Raw genomic sequence first — 24162 nt, forward strand, 5'->3', positions numbered from 1 at the left:
GTCCGTCCTCAAGTGCCGGAGGGGCTGGGAGTGCATCCGGTGTCGGCGGGTGGGGTGGTGTGTCCGTCCTCAAGTGCCGGAGGGGCTGGGAGTGCATCCGGTGTCGGCGGGTGGGGTGGTGTGTCTGTCCTCAAGTGCCGGAGGGGCTGGGAGTGCATCCGGTGCCGGCGGACGGGCCCGGAATCAGCACCTGCGGCCAGTGACGAGCGGGAGTCCAGGGTGCGGAGCTCCCGCACGAACGGGGCGGAGCCCCGGTTCGGGAAGGGGCGGGGCTGGGTCGATCTGCGGCTCCGCCGTGTGGGCCCGCCGCAGGCCTCCCGCGCCTCCCGCGCCTCCCGCGCCTCCCGCGCCTCCCGCGCCTCGCGCGGCCGTGGGGCCCGGCGTCACGCCGGGCGGCGGCCGTGGTTCGCGCGGCGCTTGCGGAGGCGCCATTTGCGTTTCCGGGTGCGTTTCGACATGCGGACCCCCTCAGGTCGGGTGTCCTTCGGTCGTAGCGGAGGACAGGCCCGCCGTCGAGGGGTCGCGTGGGCCCGGACCGGACAGGTCCGGACAGGATCTACGCCCGGCCGATCGGAGCCAGGACCGCGTTCGTGAGCATGGCCAGGTCGGCGGGGGCGAGTTCGACCTCCAGGCCGCGGCGGCCGGCCGAGACGCAGATGGTCGGGTGGGCGGAGGCCGAGGCGTCCAGAACCGTCCGCAGCCGCTTGCGCTGGCCCAGCGGCGAGATGCCGCCCCGCACATAGCCCGTCGTGCGCTCCGCGGCCGCCGGGTCGGCCATCACCGCCCGCTTGCCGCCGACCGCCGCCGCGAGGGCCTTCAGGTCGAGCTGGCCGGCGACCGGGACGACGGCGACCGTGAGTTCGCCGTCCACGTCCGCGACGAGGGTCTTGAAGACCCGCTCGGGGGAGACGCCGAGGGCCTCGGCCGCCTCCTCGCCGTACGACGCGGACGCCGGGTCGTGCTCGTACGCGTGGACGGCGAAGTCCGTGCCCGCCGCCGTCAGCGCCACCGTCGCCGGGGTGCCTCCGCCGCCCTGCTGCTTCTTCGCCTTCTTCGCCAAGGTGCCGGCCCTCGCCCTCGTCCTCGTCCTCGTCCTCGTCTCAGTTCGGGCTCGTCGGCGCGCGCGTCAGCTCGACCGCCGGCAACGACGGGAGATGCCGGATCACCGCCGTCTCGGAGCGCAACAGCTTCAGCTCCTCGCGCAGCCGCGTCGCCGTGTCCGGCGCCTGCAGCAGCCGCTGCTTCGCCGGGGTGTCCAGGACGGCCGCGGCAGCCACCAGGTACGACACGACCGACGGCTCGTCCGGCAGGTCGGCGCCCGTCGACAGCGAACGCTCCCGCGCACCCGCCAGCCGCTTCTGGTAGCTGCGGAACGCCCGCAGCACCCCTTCGGCGAGGGCACCAGCCCCTTCGCCCTGCTCCTCGGGGATCTCCTCGACCTCGGCGGTCAGAAAGGGACCGCTCGCATCGACGGAGAGCAGTTTGATGCGGTTCGTACCGGTGGCCAGCACCTCGAAGCTGCCGTCCGCGCGCTCGCGGATCGTCGCGGCGTCCGCGATGCACCCCACCCGGTGGAACGCCTGGATCGGGTCCGTGCCGAAGCCCGCCGCCGGGCCCTTCTCGGGCTGTGCCGTCTGGTCCGGCATCCCGGGTGCGGTCGGCGCGACCTCGCGGCCGTCGCGGATGGCGACCACGGCGAACCGGCGGGGTTCGGACTCGTCGGTCTTCAGAAGCTCGCGCATCATGGCGCGATAGCGCTCTTCGAAGACGTTCAGCGGCAGAACGAGTCCGGGGAAGAGCACCGCGTTGAGCGGGAAGAGGGGCAGGCTTGCGGTGGTCACAGCGGCTAAGCGTAATGGCCGCCGGACGGGCTCTGTCCTGCCTGTCTGCGGATCGGACCGAGGGGGCCCGCCGGGCCGGTGGTGCCGGACGTGTCCTGCGCCCCCGAAAAGCGGGCGGTCCTGGCCGGCCGGGCCGCCCGCGGTGCCGTCCGCCGGAGCGGCCTCGTCGAGGCCACCTCGATCCGTACGCCGTCCCGCGCCTCCAGGAACTGGCCCAGCGGATCGTCCGTCACGCAGTTCCACGGGAACGACGTCGCGTGCGGACCGATCAGCCGGAACTGCTCCAGCGCCTCCGCCCAGCGGCCCCGCGCGATCAGCACGTACACCAGCAGATTGCGGACCTCCGACGGCCACGGGTCGCCCGGCCCGTACTCGGCGGACAGTGCGATCGCCAGATCGGCTGCCGCGTCGATCCGGTCGGCCTGTACGGCGGTGGGGTCCCCGGTCACCAGCAGCGCGAACGCCGCCCGCACGGGCAGCGCCTGCACCAGCGAACCCGGCAGCGCGTCCTCGGCGGCGCGCTCGGCGAAGTCGAAGCACTCGCGGTGCGAGCCGTACCAGACGGCGGAGAGGTACTGGAGCGCCGCCACATGACAGCCGTAGTGGTGCGAGGCGCGGCGCACGGCCTGCTCCCACAGCAACTCGAACGCGGTGTGCGTGGCGTGGGTGGCGCGGGCGTGGTCGAGCGCGATCCGCCACGGCACAGGGTCCTGCGGAGTCGCCGCGGCCGCCGCGTCGATCAGGGGCCCGACCTCGCGGAGCCGCTCGGCGCGCGCGGGTGAGCTCCATGCCCTGCGCACTTCCAGTTCCGCCTTCACCAGCAGCGCGTCCGGATCACGGGGTGCGGCGGCGAGCCAGCCGGCCAGCCAGTCGCCGCGGTGGTACGCGAACGCCGCGAGCCGCATGACGTAGCGGTCGCGGTTCTCCCATTCGGCCGCCTCGCGCGTGACGGCGAGCAGCTTGGCCGCCGGCTCGTGATCGCCGAGCGCGGCGGAGACGAGCGCGGGCCCGAGCCGCCCATCGGGCGCGTCGAGCAGAACCGTGTCGTCCGGGGACAGCCCGTCGGCGAGCCGCGGGGTGTGCCGGACCATGCGGGCGGTGCTGATCAGGGCGCGGAGCAGAGACATGGTGCGGACCATTGAAAGCCGCAGGTGGGGGCCGCGCCAGGGGGCATCTGTGAAGTTTTGGTAGCAGGTGGAATGGTTGTCCTGCGGCAGGTCAAGAAAGAGTAAAGGAGCGAACGCTCCGGCGCACACGTCACCCCTCTTTCAGCCCGCGCCACCCTCTGCCGGCCCCCGCCGCGCCTCTCTCGGCCCCGTCATCCCGTTCCTCGGCCCCGTCGCCCGTTCCTCAGCCCCTCCTCAGCAGCCTCGACGCGCCCGCCGCCACCGTCGTCGCGAGGATCCAGCCGAGCAGGATCAGCGCCGCAGCGGCCCACTGCCAGCGGCCCTCCAGGCGCCAGTAGCCGTCCTGGCCGAGGTTGATCACGGGAAGGAGCAGATCCAGGGCGAAGAGGGACGCGTTCCACTCCGGGTGTTCGTCCGGCTTGATCGCCGCGGGCTCGAAGCGGGAGAACGCCACCGCTCCCGCCGCCCACAGGATCGCCATCCACAGCGCGGCCCGCCCGGGCCGGTAGCCGTAGGCCACCGTCCAGTCCTGCAGATAGCCCCAGAGCTTCGCGGCCAGCGGCAGGGTCTCCCGGCGCCGGCGCTGCTTGGCGAGCAGCACCTCGCGCGCGTCTGCGTCCTCGCCGCTGTTGCGCAGCACCGTCGCCAGCCGTTCGTACGGCTCCGGCGCGTACTCCGGAGTGGCCGCGGCGACCCACTCCAGCCGGCGTGCGAGCGGGAAACGGCTGTACGGGACGAGGTTCTCGTACGCGAAGCCGCCCATCGCGAGCCCGCCGGGGCCCGGCCAGCTCGTCGACAGATCGATGAGCGTGACGACCTTCGCGCCGTTGAGCACGACACGGCCCTCATCCGGCCGCTCCCCGTTGAAGCGCAGTTCCGGCGTGACGATCCTGCGCAGCGACAGTTCCTCCCGGCGGGCGTCCGACAGGACGAAGCGGGCCTTGTGGAAGTCGACCGCGTCGCCGAACCGTCCGTCGTCCAGCCGCACCCCGCCGTGGCACTCGAAGCGCTGTTCTTGCGCGCCGGGCGCCCGGCCGCCGACCGCGTTGGCGATGCCGAACGGGGGAGTGGTGCCCTGGTTGCCCGTCACGTTCACCCAGGCGTACGTCATGTACAGCGTGCGCTCCACGGTCAGCTGCGGGGCGTTGAGCGCGCGCCGCCCCTCCGCCGCCCGCAGCCGGCTGCCGCGCAGGCTCAGCGACACGCCGACCTTGGCGCCGCGCAGGCTGACCTCGCCGTACGTCTCGATCAGCTCGGCCTGGAGGTCCTGCGCCACGGACAGCCCGTCCGCGGCGATCGCACGGCCGCGCCGGTCCGGCCGCACCTGGATCTGGTTGATCAGCAGATCCGTGCCTATCTGCGCGTCCGTGAGCCGCATCCCGCGCTCGACCCGGCAGCGCGGCAGATGCAGATCGCCCTCCGTGTGCAGCCGGGCGGCCTCCAGTCGCGGGATCAGGCAGCCGACCATGCGCAGTGTGGTGAACCGGGCCTCGGGGAGCGCGATCTCCTGCTCGAAGCGGCAGCCGGTCAGCTCGACGTACGGTCCGACGGTCCCGCCCGCGAGCATCAGCTTCCCCGTGATGAACGCGCCGCGCAGTTTCAGCGCGCTGACCCGGCCAGGCCGCGCGGGCGGGCCGCTGAGCAGCAGCATCGCGATCACATCGGCGCGCACACTGCGCTCCCGGCCCCAGGCCCCGCCCGAGAAGGGATCGTTCAGCAGCGGATCACGATCACGCAGGTCGCAGGTTCTGCCACTCTCGAACGACGTCCACAGGGTGTGCTCCGCCGTGGTCAGATCATTGGGCATGTCCATGCCCTGCGGCTCGGTCAAGGCCGCCCCCTCGCTTCCCCGGTTTTCGTACAACCGTTCTTCCCGCTGCGTGACGGACTGAACGCTAGTGGTCATGAGCGAGTTGTGGGACACGTATCAGCCAGTGATACGGGCGACCGGTCCTCGGAGCACGTCTGCGAGAATTGACCCGTGCTGCGATCAATTTCTCTGGCTCGAATCGATCTGCGTGGCGATGCCCTCCCGGAGGGTGGCGCCCTGCGCGACCTGCTGCCCCGCGCCGAGTTCGACGTGGAGGCCGCCCTCGAGAAGGTGCGGCCCATCTGCGAGGACGTGCATCATCGCGGCACGGCGGCGCTGATCGACTACGCGGAGAAGTTCGACGGCGTGAGGCTGGAGCGGGTACGGGTGCCCGCGAAGGCACTCGCCGAGGCGCTGGAGCAGCTCGACCCCGAGGTCAGGTCCGCCCTGGAGGAGTCGATCCGGCGCGCCCGGACTGTCCACCGCGCGCAGCGCCGAGAGACGCACACCACGCAGGTCGTGCCGGGCGGCACGGTGACCGAGAAGTGGATTCCGGTCGAGCGCGTCGGGCTGTACGCACCGGGCGGGCGTTCCGTATACCCGTCCTCCGTGATCATGAACGCGGTGCCGGCGCAGGAGGCCGGCGTCGAGTCCATCGCGCTCGCGTCCCCGCCGCAGAAGGAGTTCGGCGGCCTGCCGCACCCGACGATCCTCGCCGCCTGTGCGCTGCTCGGCGTCGACGAGGTGTACGCGGCCGGAGGCGCCCAGGCCGTCGCGATGTTCGCGTACGGGACCTCCGGACCTGACGGGTGCGCCCCCGCCAACATGGTCACCGGCCCCGGCAACGTATGGGTCGCCGCCGCCAAGCGCTACTTCACCGGCCGCATCGGGATCGACACCGAGGCCGGCCCGACCGAGATCGCCGTCCTCGCCGACGCCACCGCCGACCCGGCCCACGTCGCCGCCGACCTGATCAGCCAGGCCGAGCACGACCCGCTGGCCGCGGCCGTCCTGGTCACCGACTCGCCCGAGCTCGCCGACGCGGTCGAGCGCGAGCTGGAGCCGCAGATCGCCGCGACCAAGCACGTCGAGGACCGGATCGTCCCGGCGCTCTCCGGGAAGCAGTCCGCGATCGTCCTCGTCGACGGCATCGAGGAGGGCCTGCGCGTCGTCGACGCGTACGGCGCCGAGCACCTGGAGGTCCAGACCGCCGACGCCGCGGCCGTCGCCGACCGGGTCCGCAACGCGGGCGCGATCTTCGTCGGCCCTTGGGCGCCCGTCTCCCTCGGCGACTACTGCGCGGGCTCCAACCACGTGCTGCCCACCGGCGGCTGCGCCTGCCACTCCTCCGGTCTCTCCGTCCAGTCCTTCCTGCGCGGCGTCCACATCGTGGACTACACGCGCGATGCACTCGCCGAGGTCACCCACCACGTGGTGACCCTGGCGGAGGCGGAGGACCTCCCGGCGCACGGAGCCGCGCTCAAGGCAAGGTTCGGGGGTACCCCCACGCGCGAAGCGCAGCGGGGGAGGAAGGTGCCCGACAGCAAGTGACCGGCATCGACGATCTCCCCATCCGCGACGAGCTGCGCGGCAAGTCCCCGTACGGCGCGCCCCAGCTCGACGTTCCCGTACAGCTGAACACCAACGAGAACCCCTACCCGCTGCCCGAGCCGATCGTCGAGCGCATCGCCGAACGGGTCAGGGAAGCCGCGCGCGGCCTCAACCGCTACCCCGACCGGGACGCCGTCGAGCTCCGCACCGAGCTCGCGAAGTACCTCACGCGCACCGGGAAGCACCCGGTCGGCCTCGCCAACGTCTGGGCGGCCAACGGCTCCAACGAGGTCATCCAGCAGCTGCTGCAGACCTTCGGCGGCCCGGGGCGCACGGCCATCGGCTTCGAGCCCTCGTACTCGATGCACGGACTGATCGCCCGCGGCACCGGCACGGGCTGGATCTCGGGCCCCCGCAACGACGACTTCACCATCGATGTGGCGGCGGCCGGGCGCGCCATCGCCGAGCACCGGCCCGACGTCGTCTTCATCACCTCGCCGAACAACCCGACGGGCACGGCGGCCGACGCCGAGACCGTCCTCGCGCTCCACGAGGCGGCCCAGAAGGCGAAGCCGTCGCTCGTGGTCGTCGACGAGGCGTACGTCGAGTTCAGCCACCGCCCCTCGCTGCTGCCGCTGATCGAGGGTCGGCCGAATCTCGTCGTCTCGCGCACCATGTCCAAGGCCTTCGGCGCGGCCGGACTGCGTCTCGGCTATCTCGCCGCGCACCCGGCCGTGGTCGACGCCGTCCAGCTCGTCCGGCTGCCGTACCACCTCTCCGCCGTCACCCAGGCCACGGCGCTCGCCGCCCTGGAGCACACCGACACGCTGCTGGGGTACGTCGAGCAGCTCAAGGAGGAACGGGACCGGCTGGTCGCCGAGCTCCGCGCCATCGGTTACGAAGTGACGGAATCCGACGCCAACTTCGTCCAGTTCGGACGCTTCGAGGACACCCACGGCATGTGGCAGAAGATCCTCGACCGGGGCGTCCTCGTCCGTGACAACGGCGTACCGGGGTGGCTGCGGGTCACCGCCGGCACGCCCGCAGAGAACGACGCGTTCCTCGATGCGGTTCGCGCACTGAAGAAGGAGCAGAGCTCATGAGCCGCGTAGGACGGGTCGAGCGCACCACGAAGGAGACCTCGGTCGTCGTCGAGATCAACCTCGACGGCACCGGAAAGGTCGATGTGTCGACCGGGGTCGGTTTCTACGACCACATGCTCGACCAGCTCGGCCGCCACGGCCTGTTCGACCTCACGGTCAAGACCGACGGCGATCTGCACATCGACAGCCACCACACCATCGAGGACACCGCCCTCGCGCTGGGCGCCGCCTTCAAGCAGGCCCTCGGCGACAAGGTGGGGATCTACCGGTTCGGCAACTGCACCGTCCCGCTGGACGAGTCGCTCGCCCAGGTGACCGTGGACCTGTCCGGCCGCCCCTACCTCGTGCACACCGAGCCGGAGAACATGGCGCCGATGATCGGCGCGTACGACACGACGATGACCCGGCACATCCTGGAGTCCTTCGTCGCCCAGGCGCAGATCGCGCTGCACGTCCACGTGCCGTACGGGCGCAACGCCCACCACATCGTGGAGTGCCAGTTCAAGGCGCTGGCCCGGGCCCTGCGCTACGCCTCCGAGCGCGACCCGCGCGCTGCCGGAATCCTTCCCTCCACGAAGGGCGCCCTGTAGTCGTGAACGGTCTTTCCACGGTTCTGATCGTCGTCGGGCTCTTCCTGATCGGCGGCATCATCTCGTTCGCCAAGCAGCAGATGCCCAAGGGCCTGATCGCGCTGCTCTCCGTCGGCGCCGCGATGTGCCTCGCCGCAGGCGTCCTGCGCCTGGACGTGTGGTCATGAGCGCGCGCAAGAAGGTCGTCGTCTTCGACTACGGCTTCGGCAACGTCCGGTCGGCCGAGCGGGCCGTCGCCCGGGTCGGCGCGGACGTCGAGATCACCCGCGACTTCGACAGGGCGATGAACGCCGACGGGCTCCTCGTCCCCGGCGTCGGCGCCTTCTCCGCCTGCATGACCGGCCTCCAGGAGGCCCGCGGGCACTGGATCGTCGACCGCAGGCTCTCCGGCGGCCGCCCGGTCATGGGCATCTGCGTCGGCATGCAGATCCTCTTCGCCCGCGGCATCGAGCACGGCGTGGAGACGGACGGCCTCGACGAGTGGCCCGGCACGGTCGCACCGCTCAAGGCCCCGGTCGTGCCCCACATGGGCTGGAACACCGTCGATGCGCCCGAGGACAGCGAGCTGTTCGCCGGTCTCGACCCCGACGCCCGCTTCTACTTCGTGCACTCGTACGCCGTGCACGACTGGTCCCTCGAGATCACCAATCCCGCGATGCGGGCCCCGAAGGTCACCTGGGCGACCCACGGCGAGCCGTTCGTCGCGGCCGTCGAGAACGGTGCGCTGTGGGCGACCCAGTTCCACCCGGAGAAGTCCGGTGACGCCGGCGCCCAGCTCCTCACCAACTGGATCGAGACCCTCTGATCATGGCTCAGAAGCTTGAACTCCTCCCCGCCGTCGATGTCCGCGACGGCCGGGCCGTCCGCCTCGTCCACGGCGAGTCCGGTACGGAGACGTCCTACGGCTCCCCGCTGGAGGCCGCCCTCACCTGGCAGCGCGCGGGCGCCGAATGGCTCCACCTGGTCGACCTGGACGCGGCCTTCGGCACTGGTGACAACCGTGAGCTCATCGCCGAGGTCAGCGGGGCCATGGACATCAAGGTCGAGCTCTCCGGAGGCATCCGCGACGACGGGACGCTCGCCGCCGCCCTCGCCACCGGCTGCACCCGCGTCAACCTCGGCACCGCGGCCCTGGAGACCCCCGAGTGGGTCGCCAAGGTCATCGCCGAGCACGGTGACCGGATCGCGGTCGGTCTCGACGTACGCGGCACGACCCTGCGCGGGCGCGGCTGGACCCGCGACGGCGGTGACCTCTACGAGACGCTGGCCCGCCTCGACTCCGAGGGCTGCGCCCGCTACGTCGTCACCGACATCGCCAAGGACGGCACCCTCCAGGGCCCCAACCTGGAGCTGCTGCGCAATGTCTGCGCCGCCACCGACAAGCCCGTCGTCGCCTCCGGCGGCGTCTCCTCGCTCGACGACCTGCGCGCGCTCGCCTCGCTGGTCCCGGAGGGTGTCGAGGGCGCGATCGTCGGCAAGGCGCTCTACGCCGAGGCGTTCACCCTGGAAGAAGCCCTGGAGGCAGTCTCCCGATGACAGACGTACGCCGCATCACCTCCGGCGGACCGTGGGAGGAGGCCTTCGCCTGCTCCCGTGCGGTGGAGCTGCCGAACGGCCTGGTCCTCGTCTCCGGCTGTACGTCGATGATCGACGGCGCTTTCGCCGACGGCGGCCCGTACGACCAGACGGTCAACTCCTTCAACGTCGCCCTCGGCGCGCTGAAGGAGCTCGGCCTCGGCGCCGAGCACGTGGTGCGCACCCGGATGTACATCACGCACGCCCGGGACCTCGAGGAGGTCGGCCGCGCCCACAAGGCGCTGTTCGACACCGTCCGCCCCGCCGCGTCGCTGGTCGTCGTCGCCGGCCTCGCCGACCCGCGGCTGGTCGTGGAGGTCGAGGTCGAGGCGTACCGGCCGGCCGGAGAGAGCGGAGGTCCGCAGTCATGACCCTCGCGGTCCGAGTCATCCCCTGCCTGGACGTGGACAACGGACGGGTGGTCAAGGGAGTCAACTTCCAGAACCTGCGGGACGCGGGCGACCCGGTCGAGATGGCCAAGCTGTACGACGCCGAGGGCGCCGACGAGCTGACCTTCCTCGACATCACGGCGTCCTCCGGCGACCGCGAGACGACGTACGACGTGGTGCGCCGCACCGCCGAGCAGGTCTTCATCCCGCTCACGGTCGGCGGCGGCGTCCGCTCGGCCGACGACGTCGACAGGCTGCTGCGGGCCGGTGCCGACAAGGTCGGCGTCAACACCGCCGCCATCGACCGCCCCGAGCTGATCCGTGAGATCGCCGAACGCTTCGGCCGCCAGGTGCTGGTCCTGTCGGTGGACGCCCGCCGCACTCCCTCCGGCTCCTTCGAGGTGACCACGCACGGCGGCCGCCGCGGCACCGGCATCGACGCCGTCGAATGGGCGCACCGGGCCGCCGAACTGGGCGCCGGCGAGATCCTGCTCAACTCGATGGACGCCGACGGCACCAAGGACGGCTACGACACCGAGATGATCGCGGCCGTCCGCAAGCACGTCACGGTCCCGGTGATCGCCTCCGGCGGTGCGGGCAGGCTCGCCGACTTCGCACCGGCCATCGTGGCGGGCGCGGACGCGGTGCTGGCGGCGTCCGTGTTCCACTTCGGTGATCTGCGGATCGCCGAGGTCAAGGAGACCCTGCGGGAAGCCGGACACCCCGTCCGGTGACCGGGCGGTGACGGATTCCTGAGACAGCCGACTCGGCTGGACCCGCGGACGGGTGTCCGGGGATCCGGCCGAGCGCGAGGCCGCGCTGCGGCGGCACCTCGCGGCAGACGCCGCCCTCGTGCGCACCGCGCGGCGCCACGCAGGGCTCCGCGGGCTGACGCCGGAGCCGGATCTCTCCGGCGTGCCGTGCCGGGGTTGTTCGCCGACAATGAGGCGATGAGGCGCACATGCGTGGCCCCACTCCTCTGCGCCGCGACGCTCGTCGCCGCGAGCCTCCAGGCAACGGCCGTCGCCGGCACCGCAACCGCCGCTCCCGGCGAGGCCGTGAGCGGCCGACCGTGCGTCAGCTCCCCGCCGCCCAGGGGCGGCCCCGCCCGTGAGGTCCTGAACCTCGCCCAGCAGGCCAGGACCGAACTGCACCTCAACTCGGTCGTGCTGCGCGTCACGAAGGACGGCGAGGAAGTCCTCACGGCGGCGCTGGGCGAATCGATGACCGGCGTTCCCGCGCAGCCCGGTATGCACTTCCGCGCCGGCTCGGTCGCCATCGTGTACATGGGCATCACGCTGCTGCAGCTGGTGGACGAGAAGAAGGCGCGTCTCGACGACCCGGTGTCCCGCTGGCTGCCCGACGCCCCTCACGCCGACAAGATCACCCTGCGCATGCTCGGCGACTCCACCTCGGGACTCCACGACTACGTCACCGACCCGAAGTTCCTCGCCGCGCTGGAGGCGGCCCCCTTCCGTCAGTGGACGCCCGAGGAACTGGTGGCCTACCCGGCCGCGCACCCTCTCTGGTACGAGCCGGGCACCAGCTGGAGCTACTCCCACGCCAACTTCGTGCTCCTCGGCGCCGCCCTGGAGAAGATCGCCGGAATCCCGCTCGACCAGCTGCTGGAGCAGCGCGTCATGGGCCCACTGGGGCTGGACGACACCCGCAACAGCACCACCCCCGAGATCCCGCAGCCGGTCCTGCACGCCTTCACCTCGGAACGCGGACCCTACGAGGAGTCCACGTTCTGGAACCCGTCGTGGACGACCGCGCCCGGCGCCGTCGTCACCTCCCACATCTGCGACCTGGCCCGCTCGGCGGAGGGCGTCGGCTCGGGCGACCTGCTGTCCCCGGCCGCTTTCCGGACCCAGCTCGACCCCGGCACGGTCGGGCTCGGCGGCGGTACGAAGACCTGCCCGGCCACGGTCTGCCTGAAGAACACCGCGGCCAAGCACTTCGGCGTCGGTGTCCTCGTGCAGAACGACTGGATCATGACGAACCCGTCGTTCTCCGGCTACGCCGCCGTGCAGGCCTATCTCCCCGCCGAACGCCTCGCCATCGCGGTCGCGACCACCAAGACCAAGGACACGCCGGAAGGCAATGCCGCTCAGGTGATCATGAACCGGATCGCGACGGCCCTCGCCCCGGGACACCCGGCCCCCGGCGGAACCTGAGAGCCGGGACCCCGGACCCGGGACCGTGGACCGGCCGGCGGATCAGCTCATCCCGAGCTGGGCCCTGCCGACCCGGTCGACCGCGTCCTTGTCGCCCTCGATCTCCACCTTCGCCGCGTCCTGCCGCCCGAAGGAGAACAGCGTCAGCTCACCCGGCTCCCCGGTCACCGTCACCACCGGGGTGCCCCGGTGCGCCACCGCCGTCTGTCCGTCCGGGCGGCGCAGCACAAGCCCCACCGGAGACCTCCGGCCGAGCAGCCTGGCCCCCCGCTCCAGCCGCGTCCACAGCGTGTCCGCGAAGACCGGGTCCAGCTCCCGCGGCGTCCAGTCGGGCTGCGCCCGCCGTACGTCCTCGGCGTGCACATAGAACTCGACCGTGTTCGCCCCCTCGTCGACCGGCTTGATCGAGAACGGCGACATCCGCGGCGGGCCCGTACGGATCAGCTGGATCAGCTCCTCGTACGGCTTCGCGGCGTACTCGGCCTGCACCCGCTCCAGCCTGCTCCTCAGCGGGCTCAGCACGATCCCGACCGCCTCGGGGCGACGCTCGCGCACCACGACATGCGCCGCCAGATCGCGGGTGTTCCACCCCTCGCACAGGGTGGGGGCATCCGGTCCCGCAGCCTCCAACAGATCGGCGAGCAGGAGCCGTTCACGCTTGGCATGGGTCGACATGCTCGTCAGCCTACGGCCGTCGGCCCGAGTCCGCCCAGTGGACGCACCGCCGGACGGGGGGCGCCTAAGCGGCACAATGACCCCATGACAGGCACGCCCAGCACGCGCAGCAGCTCCAGCGCACTCGACCCCGCCATCGCCGGCCGCCTCAAGCGCAGCCCCGACGGCCTGGTTCCGGCCATCGCCCAGCAGTACGACACCGGCGAGGTGCTCATGCTCGGCTGGATGGACGACGAGGCACTCCACCGCACCCTCACCACCGGCCGCGCCACGTACTGGTCCCGCAGCCGCCGGGAGTACTGGGTCAAGGGCGACACGTCCGGCCACGTCCAGCACGTCAAGTCGGTCGCGCTCGACTGCGACGCCGACACCGTCCTCGTCAAGGTGGACCAGATCGGCGCCGCCTGCCACACCGGCGCCCGTACCTGCTTCGACGCCGACGTGCTGCCGGTCGGCCAGTAGGGTCGTACGCCATGGATCTCGAGACCTTCCGCAAGCTGGCGGCCGACCGCCGGGTCATCCCCGTCAGCCGCCGCCTCCTCGCCGACGGCGACACGCCGGTCGGCCTCTACCGCAAGCTCGCGGCGGAGCGGCCGGGCACCTTCCTCCTCGAATCCGCCGAGAACGGGCGCTCCTGGTCCCGCTACTCCTTCGTCGGCGTACGGTCAGCCGCCACCCTCACCACCCGCGACGGCGAGGCCCACTGGCTCGGCACCCCGCCCGTCGGCGTCCCGGTCGACGGGGACCCGCTGACGGCGCTGCGCGCCACCGTCGACGCCCTGCACACCCCGCGTGACCTGGCCTCCGGGATGCCGCCCTTCACCGGCGGCATGGTCGGCTACCTCGGCTACGACATCGTCCGCAGGCTGGAGAGGATCGGCGAGCACGGCCGGGACGACCTGCAGCTGCCCGAGCTGACCATGCTGCTCACCTCGGACCTCGCCGTCCTGGACCACTGGGCCGGCACCGTCCTGCTGATCGCCAACGCGATCAACCACAACGACCTCGACACGGGCGTGGACGAGGCGTACGCGGACGCCGTGGCCCGCCTCGACGCCATGGAGGCCGACCTCTCCCGGCCCGCCGCGTACGAGCCGCACGCCCTGCCGCCGTCCGAGCTGCCCCCGTACACGGCGCCGCTGTGGGGCGGCGAGCAGTTCCAGGAGGCCGTCGAGGACATCAAGGAGCGCATCCGCGCGGGCGAGGCCTTCCAGGTCGTGCCCTCGCAGCGCTTCGAGACGCCGTGCGAGGCGAGCGCCCTGGACGTCTACCGGGTGCTGCGGGCCACCAACCCGAGCCCGTACATGTACCTGCTCCGCTTCGAGGGCTTCGACGTCGTCGGCTCCAGCCCGGAGGCCCTGGTCAAGGTCGAGGACGGGCGCGCCATGCTGCACCCCATCGCCGGCACCCGGCCGCGCGGCGCCACCCCGCAGGAGGACCACGACCTCGCCGAGGAGCTGCTCGCCGACCCGAAGGAGCGCGCCGAGCACCTCATGCTCGTCGACCTCGGCCGCAACGACCTGGGCCGGGTCTGCGAGCCGGGCTCCGTCGAGGTGGTCGACTTCATGTCCATCGAGCGGTACTCGCATGTGATGCACATCGTCTCGACCGTGACCGGCAACGTCGCCGAAGGCCGTACCGCCTTCGACGTCCTGACCGCCTGCTTCCCCGCCGGCACGCTCTCCGGCGCCCCGAAGCCCCGGGCGATGCAGATCATCGAGGAGCTGGAGCCGTCGCGGCGCGGACTGTACGGCGGCTGCGTCGGCTACCTCGACTTCGCGGGCGACTCCGACACCGCCATCGCCATCCGTACGGCCCTGCTGCGTGACGGCACCGCGTATGTGCAGGCCGGCGCCGGGATCGTCGCCGACTCGGACCCGGTCGCCGAGGACACGGAGTGCCGCAACAAGGCGGCCGCGGTGCTGCGGGCCGTGCACACGGCGAACCGGCTGAACGGCCACTGAACGGGTGAGGGATAGTGGGGTACGTGACTGCTGTACCCGTACCCCAGCCCCGTACCGAGAGCACCCCGGCCGCCGCAGGCAGCCGGCGCAGTCTCGCCGCCGCCCTGCTGCTCGGCGCCGTCGGCGCCGCCGTGGTGCTGCTCGCCTCCGGGCAGATCTGGGCCGAGGGCACGGCTGCGGTCCTCGGCAGCAGTGTGTCCCTGGAGGCCGACGGCCGTGATGTCACCGGTGTTCCGGCCGCCCTCGCCGTCGTCGGCCTGGCCGCGCTCGTCGCCGTCTTCGCCGTCCGCGGCAAGCCCCGGCTGCTGGTCGCCGTCCTGCTCACCCTCAGCGGTGCCGGCGCGGCGATCGCCGCCTACGGCAGCGTCTCCGGGACCGCGGCCCTCGACGAGCAGGCACGGCGGGCCACGGGGGACAGTGCCGCCGCGGTGGACTCGCTCACGCACACCGCCTGGCCGTTCGTCACCGCCGCAGCCGGACTGCTGATCCTGCTGGCCGGACTGCTGGCCCTGCGCTACGGCGCCTCCTGGCCCGCGATGTCGGGCCGCTACGAACGAGAGGGCGCGAGCCCGCGCAAGGCGGCCCCGGCGACCGATCCGGACAGGCCCGAGGACCTGTGGAAGGCCCTCGACCGAGGCGAGGACCCCACTCGCGATCAGTGACGACCCCCACGTCCCGACACCCCCGCGCGTACGGGACAATAGGGTACGAGCGTCCGGCTCACCCCACAGCGCAAGACGAACGAGGAGCAACTCATGGCGGGCAGCAGCCACGGACACACCCCGGCCGCCTGGACCGGTGTCACCATCAGCTTCATCGGCTTCTGCATCGCGGGAGTCTTCATGGTGGCGGCCAATCCGCTCGGCTTCTGGGCCGGAATCGTCGTGACGCTGCTCGGCGGTGTCGTGGGCGGTGCGATGAAGGCTGCGGGTCTCGGGATGCCGAAGCAGCAGGCCATCCGGGTCCAGGCGACCGCCCCGGTCGCACAGCGCGTGCCGGCCGAGGCCACGGCGGCCTCCTGACGCCACGAGCGAGCTTCCCTCGGGCCCCCGGGACCGCCGAGGGCACCCGAGCGCGCCGAGAGGCGCAGTCCGGCGGGCCCGGGCTGCGCCTCTCCGCATGCCCGGGGGACAATCGTGTGGTGGATGTCATTCCTGCCGCCGCTCCCGGTCCGGGCGAGCCCTCCGTACCGGGGCCCGCGACGCACCCCGCGCGCGCTGCCGCGCCCATCGCCGCGCACGGCCCGGTGCCGGGGCCGGTGACCGCTCAGGGCGTACCGGAGACCGGTCCCCGCGTACCGGGGTCCGCCCCCGGTCCCGCGCCGCTCCTGCGGCGGCTGGCCTCGCCGGTGGGCGCCATGGCCGCGGTCGCCGCGGCCTTCGCGTACGTCGGCACCGTGGACCCCAATGAGCCCGGGCACTATCCGGTCTGCCCCCTGCTGCGGCTCACCGGGGTCCTCTGCCCCGGCTGCGGCGGTCTGCGCAGCGCCCACGCCTTCATCACCGGCGACCTCGGCGCCGCCCTGGGCGCCAACGCCGTCGCCACCGTCGGTTACGGAGTCTTCGCCGTCGTGTGGCTCGTCTGGCTCGTCCGCGCCGCCCGGGCACAGCCGCTGCGGATCGCCGTCCGACCCGTCTGGTGGTGGGGGCTCGGCGGGATTCTGCTGGTCTTCACCGTCGTACGGAATCTTCCGTTCGGGGCGTTCCTCGCGCCATGACCAGCAGCAAGCGGTTCCAGGTAGTGGGACGCCCGTCAACCGGATGCGGGGCCTACGCCCTCCTACGGATACCATCGAGATTGCTGACAGTGATCCACCATCAACCTCCCGGAAGGGGGCCGCTCGCGTGAGTGTGCTCGACGAGATCATCGAAGGCGTGCGCGCCGACCTCGCAGAGCGGCAGGCGCGGGTCAGCCTCGACGAGCTCAAGGAGCGTGCCGCCAAGGCGCCCCAGGCCAAGGACGGCGTCGCCGCGCTGCGCGGTGACGGGGTCAAGGTCATCTGCGAGGTGAAGCGCTCCAGCCCCTCCAAGGGCGCGCTCGCCGCGATCGCCGACCCTGCCGGACTCGCCGCCGACTACGAGGCAGGCGGCGCGGCCGTCATCTCCGTCCTCACCGAACAGCGCCGCTTCGGCGGCTCGCTCGCGGACCTGGAAGCCGTGCGGGCGCGGGTGGACATCCCGCTGCTCCGCAAGGACTTCATCGTCACGTCGTACCAGCTGTGGGAGGCCCGTGCGTACGGCGCCGACCTGGTTCTGCTGATCGTCGCCGCACTCGACCAGGAGGCGCTCGTCTCCCTGATCGAGCGTGCCCAGTCGATCGGCCTCACCCCGCTCGTCGAGGTCCATGACGAGGACGAGGTCGAGCGCGCCGTGGACGCCGGAGCCAAGATCATCGGTGTCAATGCCCGCGACCTCAGGACCCTCAAGGTCGACCGTTCCACCTTCGAACGGGTCGCCCCCGAGATCCCCGCGGGCATCGTCAAGATCGCCGAATCCGGCATCCGCGGCCCGCACGACCTGATCGCGTACGCCAACGCCGGCGCCGACGCCGTCCTCGTCGGCGAGTCCCTGGTCACCGGTCGCGACCCGAAGGCCGCCGTGGCCGATCTGGTCGCCGCGGGCGCCCACCCGGCGCTGCGGCACGGGAGAGGCTGACCTCCCGCCCATGACCACCCACGTCCGGCGCGCACCGTCGCTCCGGCCGGGCCTTCGCCGCCCGGCCGGCGCGTCCGCGTCCGCGCGCGTGCCGCACGCGCCGCTGGCACGCGGCTGCCGCCCGCGCGGCTGCCGCGCCCCGGCCCGCCGGGTGCACGGACGGCGCGTCCGGTACGTGATCGGGGACGAGCCCGGTCAGGTCAACGGCATGCGATGGCGCCGTCGCTGAGCCACCAGGGCCTTGTCCGCAGGACAGGACCCCGGCTCGGCGACCCCACGTCCTCACTCCCACTTTCTCTTCAGCTGACGCTCTTGAGGAGTTCCGGCATGCCCAGCGATTACTTCATTCCCGACCCCGAGGGCCTGGTGCCCAACGCCGAGGGCTACTTCGGCGCCTTCGGCGGCAAGTTCATCCCCGAGGCCCTCGTCGCCGCGGTCGACGAGGTGGCCGTCGAGTACGACAAGGCCAAGGCCGACCCCGCTTTCGCGGCCGAGCTCGACGAACTGCTCGTCCACTACACCGGCCGGCCCAGCGCGCTGACCGAGGTGCCCCGCTTCGCCGAGCACGCGGGCGGCGCTCGGGTCTTCCTCAAGCGCGAGGACCTCAACCACACCGGCTCCCACAAGATCAACAATGTGCTGGGGCAGGCCCTGCTCACCAAGCGCATGGGCAAGACCCGCGTCATCGCCGAGACCGGCGCCGGCCAGCACGGCGTCGCCACCGCGACCGCCTGCGCCCTCTTCGGCCTCGACTGCACCGTCTACATGGGCGAGATCGACACCCAGCGCCAGGCGCTGAACGTCGCCCGGATGCGGATGCTCGGCGCCGAGGTCGTCCCGGTGAAGTCCGGCAGCCGCACCCTCAAGGACGCCATCAACGAGGCCTTCCGCGACTGGGTCGCCAACGTCGACCACACCCACTACCTCTTCGGCACGGTCGCGGGCCCGCACCCGTTCCCGGCCATGGTCCGCGACTTCCACCGGGTGATCGGCGTCGAGGCCCGCCGCCAGATCCTGGAGCGCGCGGGCCGCCTCCCGGACGCGGCGGTCGCCTGCGTCGGCGGCGGCTCCAACGCGATCGGCCTGTTCCACGCCTTCATCCCGGACACGGGCGTACGCCTGGTGGGCTGCGAGCCCGCGGGCCACGGCGTGGAGACCGGCGAGCACGCGGCCACGCTGACCGCGGGCGAGCCCGGAATCCTGCACGGCTCGCGCAGCTACGTCCTCCAGGACGACGAGGGCCAGATCACCGAGCCGTACTCGATCTCCGCGGGGCTCGACTACCCGGGCATCGGCCCCGAGCACTCCTACCTCAAGGACAGCGGACGCGGCGAGTACCGGGCCGTCACCGACGACGCCGCGATGCAGGCGCTGCGTCTCCTGTCCCGTACGGAGGGCATCATCCCGGCGATCGAGTCCGCTCACGCGCTCGCCGGAGCCCTGGAGCTCGGCAAGGAGCTCGGCAAGGACGGGCTGATCGTGGTCAATCTGTCCGGCCGCGGCGACAAGGACATGGACACGGCTGCCCGCTACTTCGGGCTGTACGACAAGGACGCCGCCGCCGCCGTCGTCGAGGCGGACGCGGCCGGCGAGGTCGCGGAGATCGAGGGGGACGCCAAGTGAGCGGGAACATTCAGCTGCTGAGCGACACCCTGGCGCAGGCGAAGTCCGAGAACCGGGCCGCGCTCATCGCCTACCTCCCGGCCGGCTTCCCCACCGTCGACGGCGGCATCGAGGCGGTCAAGGCCGTCTTCGACGGCGGCGCCGACATCGTCGAGATCGGTCTGCCGCATTCCGACCCCGTCCTCGACGGCCCGGTCATCCAGACCGCCGACGACATCGCCCTGCGCGGGGGCGTGAAGATCGCGGACGTCATGCGCACGGTCCGCGAGGCCCACGAGGCCACCGGCAAGCCGGTGCTCGTGATGACGTACTGGAACCCGATCGACCGGTACGGCATCGAGCGCTTCACCGCCGAACTGGCCGAAGCCGGCGGCGCGGGCTGCATCCTGCCCGACCTGCCGGTCCAGGAATCCGCGGTGTGGCGCGAGCACGCCGAGAAGCACGGGCTCGCCACGGTCTTCGTGGTCGCACCCAGCAGCAGGGACGAGCGCCTCGCCACGATCACGGCGGCGGGCTCCGGCTTCGTCTACGCCGCTTCGCTGATGGGCGTCACCGGCACCCGCGAGTCGGTCGGCGCGCAGGCCCAGGACCTGGTCCGGCGCACCCGTGCCACCACTGCCGACCGCGGTGGACTCCCCGTCTGCGTCGGCCTCGGTGTCTCCAACGCGGAGCAGGCCGCCGAGGTCGCGGGCTTCGCCGACGGAGTCATCGTCGGTTCGGCCTTCGTCAAGCGGCTGCTCGACGCGGACGACCCCGCGGCGGGCATCACGGCGGTGCGCGCGCTCGCGGGCGAGCTGGCGGAGGGCGTCCGCAAGCGCTGACGGTGCCACCGGTCCGGGCCCGCGCAGGGATCTGATCGGACCGGCTCACCCGTCCGGGTGGACCTCGTACCGGGGAGGCGCATAGGCGCCTCCCCGGTTCGTTGCTGTGGGCGTGAGCGAGAAGAACCGTGACGGAAGGCGGGCCGCGCGCGAGCGGCTCCTGCAGGAACGTGAGCTGGAGAAGGCGCGTGAGAAGCGACGGCGCCTGTTGATCGTGTCCGCGGCCGTGGTCGGCGTGCTCGGGCTGGCCGCGGTCATCGGCGTGATCGCGGCCAACTCCGGAAGCAAGGACGACAGCACGGAAGCCGGGCCGGTCGTCGCGCCCAGCGGCGCCGAGGGCGAGGAGCAGCTCGCACTTCCTGCCGGCGCGAGCGACGCGCCGTCCACGCTCACGATCTGGGAGGACTTCCGCTGCCCGGCGTGCGCCGGGTTCGAGAACGGGTTCCGGGACACGATCCACGAGCTGACGGACTCCGGTCAGCTCAAGGTCGAGTACCACCTCGCCACGATCATCGACGGAAATATGGGCGGCACCGGATCCCTGCGCGCGGCGAACGCGGCGGCGTGCGCCCAGGACGCCGGAAAATTCGTGCCGTACCACGACGTGCTCTACCAGAACCAGCCGCCGGAGACCGAGGACGGCTTCGCGGACACCAAGAAGCTCATCGAGCTGGCCGGGAAGGTCGAGGGGCTGGACACGCCTGCGTTCCGCAGCTGTGTGCAGGAGGGCAGGCACAACAGCTGGGTGAACAAGTCGGCACAGGCCTTCCGTGAGGGCAGCTTCACCGGTACGCCGACCGTGCTGCTGAACGGGAAGCCGGTGTTCCCCCGGAAGGACGGCGAGCAGATCTCCCCGGACAACCTGAAGAAGTGGGTCGCCGCGGCCAACGCGGGCAAGCAGCCGGGCACGGCGCAGCCGAGCCCGGCGGGTTCCTGAGGGTACGGCCGGTCGGCTGCTCGTTATGCAGACGTTGCCGGGTGGGGTGCGACGCGTCCCGCCCGGCAAGGTAGCGTCGGACCTGCCATGGACCTTGCCTACATTCCCAGCCCGTCGACCGGTGTGATCAACCTCGGACCGGTTCCGCTGCGTGGCTATGCCTTCTGCATCATCATCGGTGTCTTCGTCGCCGTCTGGTACGGCAACAAGCGCTGGATCGCCCGCGGCGGCAAAGCCGGCACGGTGGCCGACATCGCCGTCTGGGCGGTGCCGTTCGGCCTTGTCGGCGGCCGTCTGTACCACGTGATCACCGACTACCAGCTGTACTTCAGCGAGGGTGAGAACTGGGTCGACGCGTTCAAGATCTGGGAGGGGGGCCTCGGTATCTGGGGCGCGATCGCCCTGGGTGCGGTCGGCGCCTGGATCGGCTGCCGCCGCCGGGGCATCCCGCTGCCCGCGTACGCCGACGCCATCGCGCCCGGTATCGCCTTCGCGCAGGCCATCGGCCGCTGGGGCAACTGGTTCAACCAGGAGCTGTACGGCAGGCCCACGGACCTGCCCTGGGCCCTCGAGATCAGCGAGGGTGTGAACCGCGAGGCGGGCCTGTACCACCCGACGTTCCTCTACGAGTCGCTGTGGTGCATCGGTGTCGCCCTGCTGGTCATCTGGGCCGACCGCCGCTTCAGGCTCGGCCACGGGCGCGCCTTCGCGCTGTACGTCGCCGCGTACTGCGCCGGCCGCGGCTGGATCGAGTACATGCGGGTCGACGAGGCCCACCATGTCCTGGGCCTGCGCCTGAACGTGTGGACCGCGATCGTGGTCGGCGCCCTGGCCGTGGCGTACATCGTGATCTCGGCGCGGCTGCGGCCGGGCCGGGAGGACGTCGTCGAGCCCCCGAAGCCCACCGTCCCCGCCCCGTCGGACCCCTCGTCCACGGACCGGGAGCCGGAGGCCGACGCCGCCCCGCTGGACCTGGACAAGGCCTCCGACGGCGATCCGGCGGACTCCGGATCAGCCCCCAAGAGCTGACGGCTCCGCTCACGCGTGCCTAGGGCCGCCCGACCACGAAGGTCGGGCGGCCCTTGTGCGTGCTGCTCAGGGCACGGGTGAGGGTGCCCATGGAAGGTGGCCGCGGCCGCGGTCCCGGACGGGGCGGATGTCCGGGGGTCACTCGCCGCGGCGTGCCAGGGCGAGGGTGCGGTGCGCCGTGGTGACCACGGCCGCGTCGACGAAACGGCCGTCCGGGAGGGCCAGCGCGCCCGCGTCCGTCTCGGCCGCCTTGACGATCTCCTCGGCCGCCTCGATCTCCTCGGGGCTGGGGAGGTAGGCCCGCTCGATGACCGGCAGCTGGCGGGGGTGGATCGCCGCCCGGCCGAAGAAGCCGACGGCGCGGCCGTGGGCGCAGGACTCCGCGAGCCCGTCCAGGTCGCGGATGTCGGGGAACACCGACTGCGGCGGTGGCGCGAGCCCGGCCGCGCGGGCCGCGACCACGATGCGGCTGCGCGGCCAGTCGAGGCCACGGTCGTCCCGTACCCCCAGGTCGGCCCGGAGGTCCGCCTCTCCGAGGGCGATCCCGCGGACCGCGGGATCGGCGGTCGCGATGGCGTACGCGTGCTCGACGCCGGACGCGGACTCCAGCAGCGCGTACAGCTCCGTCCCCGGGGCGAGCGACGCCGGACCCCGGATGTCAGTGGCGTGTGTCACCTTGGGGATCCGCAGAGCGGACAGGCCGGGAAGTCCGGCCAGTGCGGCGATGTCCTGCTCTGCGTGGATCCGGACGTGGACGGGCACCGGCTGGGGGGAGGTGAGCAGTTCGGCGGTCGCCGCGAGGGCGTACGCCTTGCGGTCGGGTGGGACCGCGTCCTCGAGATCGACGATCACGATGTCCGCGCCGCAGGAGAGCGCCTTGCGGACGACGTCGGGATGGTCCCCGGGGGCGTACAGCCAGGTGAGCGGGGTGGTTTCGGGCATGCCGCCGAGAGAGGTGTCCGAGGGGGCGGTCATAGCACGCCTTCGTTGCGCAGCGCGGCGATCCGGGCAGGCGTGAGCCCGAGCTCGCCGAGCACCGCATCGGTGTCCGCGCCGTGCGGCCGGCCCGCCCAGCGAATCCCCCCAGGAGTCTCGGAAAGGCGGAAGAGGATGTTCTGCATACGGATCGGCCCGAGTTCCGGATCGGGGACCTCGGTGACGCTGTCCAGCGCGCGGTACTGGGGATCGGCCATGACGTCGCGGATGTCGTAGACGGGTGCGATCGCCGCCTCCGCCTTCTCGAACGCGTCGAGGACCTCGTCCCTGGTGTGCCGTGCGATCCATGTGCCCACCGCCTCGTCGAGTACGTCTGCGTGCTCGGCCCGCCCGCTGCCCGTCGCGAACCACGGCTCGCCCGTCAGCTCCGGGCGGCCGACGAGCCGCATGACGCGCTCGGCGACGGACTGGGCGGAGGTGGAGACGGCGAGCCAGCTCCCGTCGGCCGCCCGGTAGGTGTTGCGGGGAGCGTTGTTGCGGGAGCGGTTGCCGCTGCGCGGCTGGACGTAGCCGAGCTGGTCGTACCAGATGGGCTGCGGGCCGAGCACGGTGAGGATCGGTTCGATGATGGCCATGTCGACGACCTGGCCGCGGCCGGACGCGGCCCGGGCGGTCAGCGCGGTCATCACGGCGTAGGAGGTGGCGAGCGCGGCGATGGAGTCGGCGAGACCGAAGGGCGGGAGGGTCGGCGGACCGTCGGGTTCTCCGGTGATGGCGGCGAAGCCGCTCATCGCCTCGGCGAGCGTGCCGAAGCCGGGGCGGTGGCAGTACGGGCCGAACTGACCGAAGCCGGTGACCCGGGCGAGGACGAGGCGGGGGTTGGCGGCGCTCAGCTGCTCCCAGCCGAGCTGCCACTTCTCCAGGGTGCCGGGGCGGAAGTTCTCGATGACCACATCGGCGGTGGCGGCCAGCCGCAGGAGCGTCTCGCGGCCGCCGGGCGTGGACAGGTCGAGTGTGATGGTGCGTTTGTTGCGGCCGAGCAGCTTCCACCACAGGCCGACACCGTCCTTGTCCGGGCCGTGCCCGCGTGACGGGTCGGGTCTGCGGGGGTGTTCGACCTTGATGACGTCGGCGCCGAAGTCGCCGAGCATCGTCGCGGCGAGCGGTCCGGCGAAGAGGGTGGCGAGATCGAGGACGCGCAGCCCGGAGAGCGGACCGTTTCCGGTGGTTCCGGTGGTTCCGGTGGTTCCGGTGTTTTCGGCGGCGCCGGCGGTTCCGGTCGTACCGGTGGTGCCGGGGTTTCCGGTGGGGTGGGGGGCGGCGACACCGTCGGCGTCGGGGTCGTGCATGGGGGCTCCAA

The 24162-nt window shown here is 72.2% G+C and carries 27 protein-coding genes; 20 read left to right on the top strand and 7 right to left on the bottom strand.

The features are described 5' to 3' along the window. Positions 1–556 precede the first annotated feature (556 nt). The 4 genes from ybaK to ACWCP0_RS05050 all read right to left on the bottom strand — a co-directional run bounded on the left by ybaK (position 557) and on the right by ACWCP0_RS05050 (position 4799). Positions 557–1060: a Cys-tRNA(Pro) deacylase gene (ybaK, locus tag ACWCP0_RS05035; protein WP_451077475.1), complete on the bottom strand. Its 504-nt coding sequence runs from the start codon at positions 1058–1060 to the stop codon at positions 557–559. A gap of 40 nt (positions 1061–1100) precedes the next feature. Further along, the gene (locus ACWCP0_RS05040; RefSeq protein WP_451077476.1) at positions 1101–1841 is read right to left on the bottom strand and encodes an LON peptidase substrate-binding domain-containing protein; all 741 of its coding nucleotides are present in this window, start codon (positions 1839–1841) and stop codon (positions 1101–1103) included. 5 nt (positions 1842–1846) lie between these two features. Then, positions 1847–2980: a hypothetical protein gene (locus ACWCP0_RS05045; RefSeq protein WP_451077477.1), complete on the bottom strand. Its 1134-nt coding sequence runs from the start codon at positions 2978–2980 to the stop codon at positions 1847–1849. Between the two features lie 211 nt (positions 2981–3191). Beyond that, complete coding sequence (locus tag ACWCP0_RS05050) at positions 3192–4799, bottom strand: oxidoreductase (protein ID WP_451077742.1); 1608 nt, start codon at positions 4797–4799, stop codon at positions 3192–3194. A gap of 153 nt (positions 4800–4952) precedes the next feature. Between ACWCP0_RS05050 and hisD the strand changes: the two genes are divergently transcribed. The 9 genes from hisD (at position 4953) to ACWCP0_RS05095 (ending at position 12163) form a co-directional block, all read left to right on the top strand. Then, on the top strand, positions 4953–6329 hold the full coding sequence (gene hisD, locus ACWCP0_RS05055; RefSeq protein ID WP_451077743.1) for a histidinol dehydrogenase: 1377 nt from the start codon (positions 4953–4955) through the stop codon (positions 6327–6329). Then, positions 6326–7432, top strand: a complete 1107-nt coding sequence (locus tag ACWCP0_RS05060; protein WP_451077478.1) for a histidinol-phosphate transaminase — start codon at positions 6326–6328, stop codon at positions 7430–7432. The genes hisD and ACWCP0_RS05060 overlap by 4 nt, the downstream gene beginning before the upstream one ends. Further along, positions 7429–8022 carry an imidazoleglycerol-phosphate dehydratase HisB gene (gene hisB / locus ACWCP0_RS05065; protein ID WP_351570561.1) on the top strand — a complete coding sequence of 198 codons (594 nt, stop codon included), beginning with the start codon at positions 7429–7431 and terminating at the stop codon, positions 8020–8022. Before ACWCP0_RS05060 ends, hisB begins: the two co-directional genes overlap by 4 nt. Positions 8023–8024: 2 nt before the next feature. Beyond that, the gene (locus ACWCP0_RS05070; RefSeq protein WP_269730958.1) at positions 8025–8189 is read left to right on the top strand and encodes a hypothetical protein; all 165 of its coding nucleotides are present in this window, start codon (positions 8025–8027) and stop codon (positions 8187–8189) included. Continuing rightward, positions 8186–8827 carry an imidazole glycerol phosphate synthase subunit HisH gene (gene hisH / locus ACWCP0_RS05075; protein ID WP_451077479.1) on the top strand — a complete coding sequence of 214 codons (642 nt, stop codon included), beginning with the start codon at positions 8186–8188 and terminating at the stop codon, positions 8825–8827. The genes ACWCP0_RS05070 and hisH overlap by 4 nt, the downstream gene beginning before the upstream one ends. A 2-nt stretch (positions 8828–8829) precedes the next feature. Next, positions 8830–9558: a bifunctional 1-(5-phosphoribosyl)-5-((5-phosphoribosylamino)methylideneamino)imidazole-4-carboxamide isomerase/phosphoribosylanthranilate isomerase PriA gene (gene priA / locus ACWCP0_RS05080; protein ID WP_451077480.1), complete on the top strand. Its 729-nt coding sequence runs from the start codon at positions 8830–8832 to the stop codon at positions 9556–9558. Then, the gene (locus tag ACWCP0_RS05085; protein ID WP_451077481.1) at positions 9555–9968 is read left to right on the top strand and encodes a Rid family hydrolase; all 414 of its coding nucleotides are present in this window, start codon (positions 9555–9557) and stop codon (positions 9966–9968) included. Before priA ends, ACWCP0_RS05085 begins: the two co-directional genes overlap by 4 nt. After that, positions 9965–10720, top strand: coding sequence for an imidazole glycerol phosphate synthase subunit HisF (hisF, locus tag ACWCP0_RS05090; protein WP_451077482.1), 756 nt, complete (start codon positions 9965–9967; stop codon positions 10718–10720). Before ACWCP0_RS05085 ends, hisF begins: the two co-directional genes overlap by 4 nt. Positions 10721–10936: 216 nt before the next feature. After that, on the top strand, positions 10937–12163 hold the full coding sequence (locus ACWCP0_RS05095) for a serine hydrolase domain-containing protein (RefSeq protein WP_451077483.1): 1227 nt from the start codon (positions 10937–10939) through the stop codon (positions 12161–12163). A gap of 42 nt (positions 12164–12205) precedes the next feature. Here ACWCP0_RS05095 and ACWCP0_RS05100 read toward each other — a convergent pair whose 3' ends face one another. Then, positions 12206–12838, bottom strand: a complete 633-nt coding sequence (locus ACWCP0_RS05100; RefSeq protein WP_451077484.1) for a TIGR03085 family metal-binding protein — start codon at positions 12836–12838, stop codon at positions 12206–12208. Between the two features lie 84 nt (positions 12839–12922). Between ACWCP0_RS05100 and hisI the strand changes: the two genes are divergently transcribed. From hisI to lgt, 11 genes are all read left to right on the top strand, one after another. Beyond that, positions 12923–13300, top strand: a complete 378-nt coding sequence (gene hisI / locus ACWCP0_RS05105) for a phosphoribosyl-AMP cyclohydrolase (protein ID WP_451077485.1) — start codon at positions 12923–12925, stop codon at positions 13298–13300. An 11-nt stretch (positions 13301–13311) separates the two neighbouring features. After that, on the top strand, positions 13312–14802 hold the full coding sequence (locus tag ACWCP0_RS05110) for an anthranilate synthase component I (RefSeq protein ID WP_451077486.1): 1491 nt from the start codon (positions 13312–13314) through the stop codon (positions 14800–14802). 14 nt (positions 14803–14816) lie between these two features. Next, the gene (locus ACWCP0_RS05115; RefSeq protein WP_451077487.1) at positions 14817–15464 is read left to right on the top strand and encodes a TIGR02234 family membrane protein; all 648 of its coding nucleotides are present in this window, start codon (positions 14817–14819) and stop codon (positions 15462–15464) included. A 93-nt stretch (positions 15465–15557) separates the two neighbouring features. Next, positions 15558–15824 carry an HGxxPAAW family protein gene (locus ACWCP0_RS05120; RefSeq protein ID WP_451077488.1) on the top strand — a complete coding sequence of 89 codons (267 nt, stop codon included), beginning with the start codon at positions 15558–15560 and terminating at the stop codon, positions 15822–15824. Positions 15825–15952: 128 nt separating this feature from the next. Then, positions 15953–16519, top strand: a complete 567-nt coding sequence (locus ACWCP0_RS05125) for a DUF2752 domain-containing protein (protein WP_451077744.1) — start codon at positions 15953–15955, stop codon at positions 16517–16519. Positions 16520–16646: 127 nt separating this feature from the next. Beyond that, entirely contained in the window at positions 16647–17456 is an 810-nt protein-coding gene (gene trpC, locus ACWCP0_RS05130) for an indole-3-glycerol phosphate synthase TrpC (protein ID WP_451077489.1), read from the top strand. 10 nt (positions 17457–17466) lie between these two features. After that, positions 17467–17685, top strand: coding sequence for a tryptophan biosynthesis modulator TrpM (trpM, locus tag ACWCP0_RS05135; RefSeq protein WP_451077490.1), 219 nt, complete (start codon positions 17467–17469; stop codon positions 17683–17685). A 98-nt stretch (positions 17686–17783) separates the two neighbouring features. After that, entirely contained in the window at positions 17784–19079 is a 1296-nt protein-coding gene (gene trpB, locus ACWCP0_RS05140) for a tryptophan synthase subunit beta (protein ID WP_451077491.1), read from the top strand. Beyond that, positions 19076–19900, top strand: coding sequence for a tryptophan synthase subunit alpha (gene trpA / locus ACWCP0_RS05145; protein ID WP_451077492.1), 825 nt, complete (start codon positions 19076–19078; stop codon positions 19898–19900). The genes trpB and trpA overlap by 4 nt, the downstream gene beginning before the upstream one ends. A 112-nt stretch (positions 19901–20012) precedes the next feature. Beyond that, entirely contained in the window at positions 20013–20837 is an 825-nt protein-coding gene (locus tag ACWCP0_RS05150; protein WP_451077493.1) for a thioredoxin domain-containing protein, read from the top strand. Positions 20838–20924: 87 nt separating this feature from the next. Beyond that, positions 20925–21866, top strand: coding sequence for a prolipoprotein diacylglyceryl transferase (gene lgt / locus ACWCP0_RS05155; RefSeq protein WP_451077494.1), 942 nt, complete (start codon positions 20925–20927; stop codon positions 21864–21866). Between the two features lie 138 nt (positions 21867–22004). On the opposite strand, the gene ACWCP0_RS05160 is transcribed toward lgt, so the two are convergent. Both ACWCP0_RS05160 and ACWCP0_RS05165 read right to left on the bottom strand, forming a co-directional pair. After that, positions 22005–22841 carry an HpcH/HpaI aldolase/citrate lyase family protein gene (locus ACWCP0_RS05160; protein WP_451077495.1) on the bottom strand — a complete coding sequence of 279 codons (837 nt, stop codon included), beginning with the start codon at positions 22839–22841 and terminating at the stop codon, positions 22005–22007. After that, the gene (locus tag ACWCP0_RS05165; RefSeq protein WP_451077496.1) at positions 22838–24151 is read right to left on the bottom strand and encodes a CaiB/BaiF CoA transferase family protein; all 1314 of its coding nucleotides are present in this window, start codon (positions 24149–24151) and stop codon (positions 22838–22840) included. The genes ACWCP0_RS05160 and ACWCP0_RS05165 overlap by 4 nt, the downstream gene beginning before the upstream one ends. Positions 24152–24162 lie beyond the last annotated feature (11 nt).

The sequence above is a fragment of the Streptomyces sp. NPDC001970 genome (assembly GCF_053594115.1).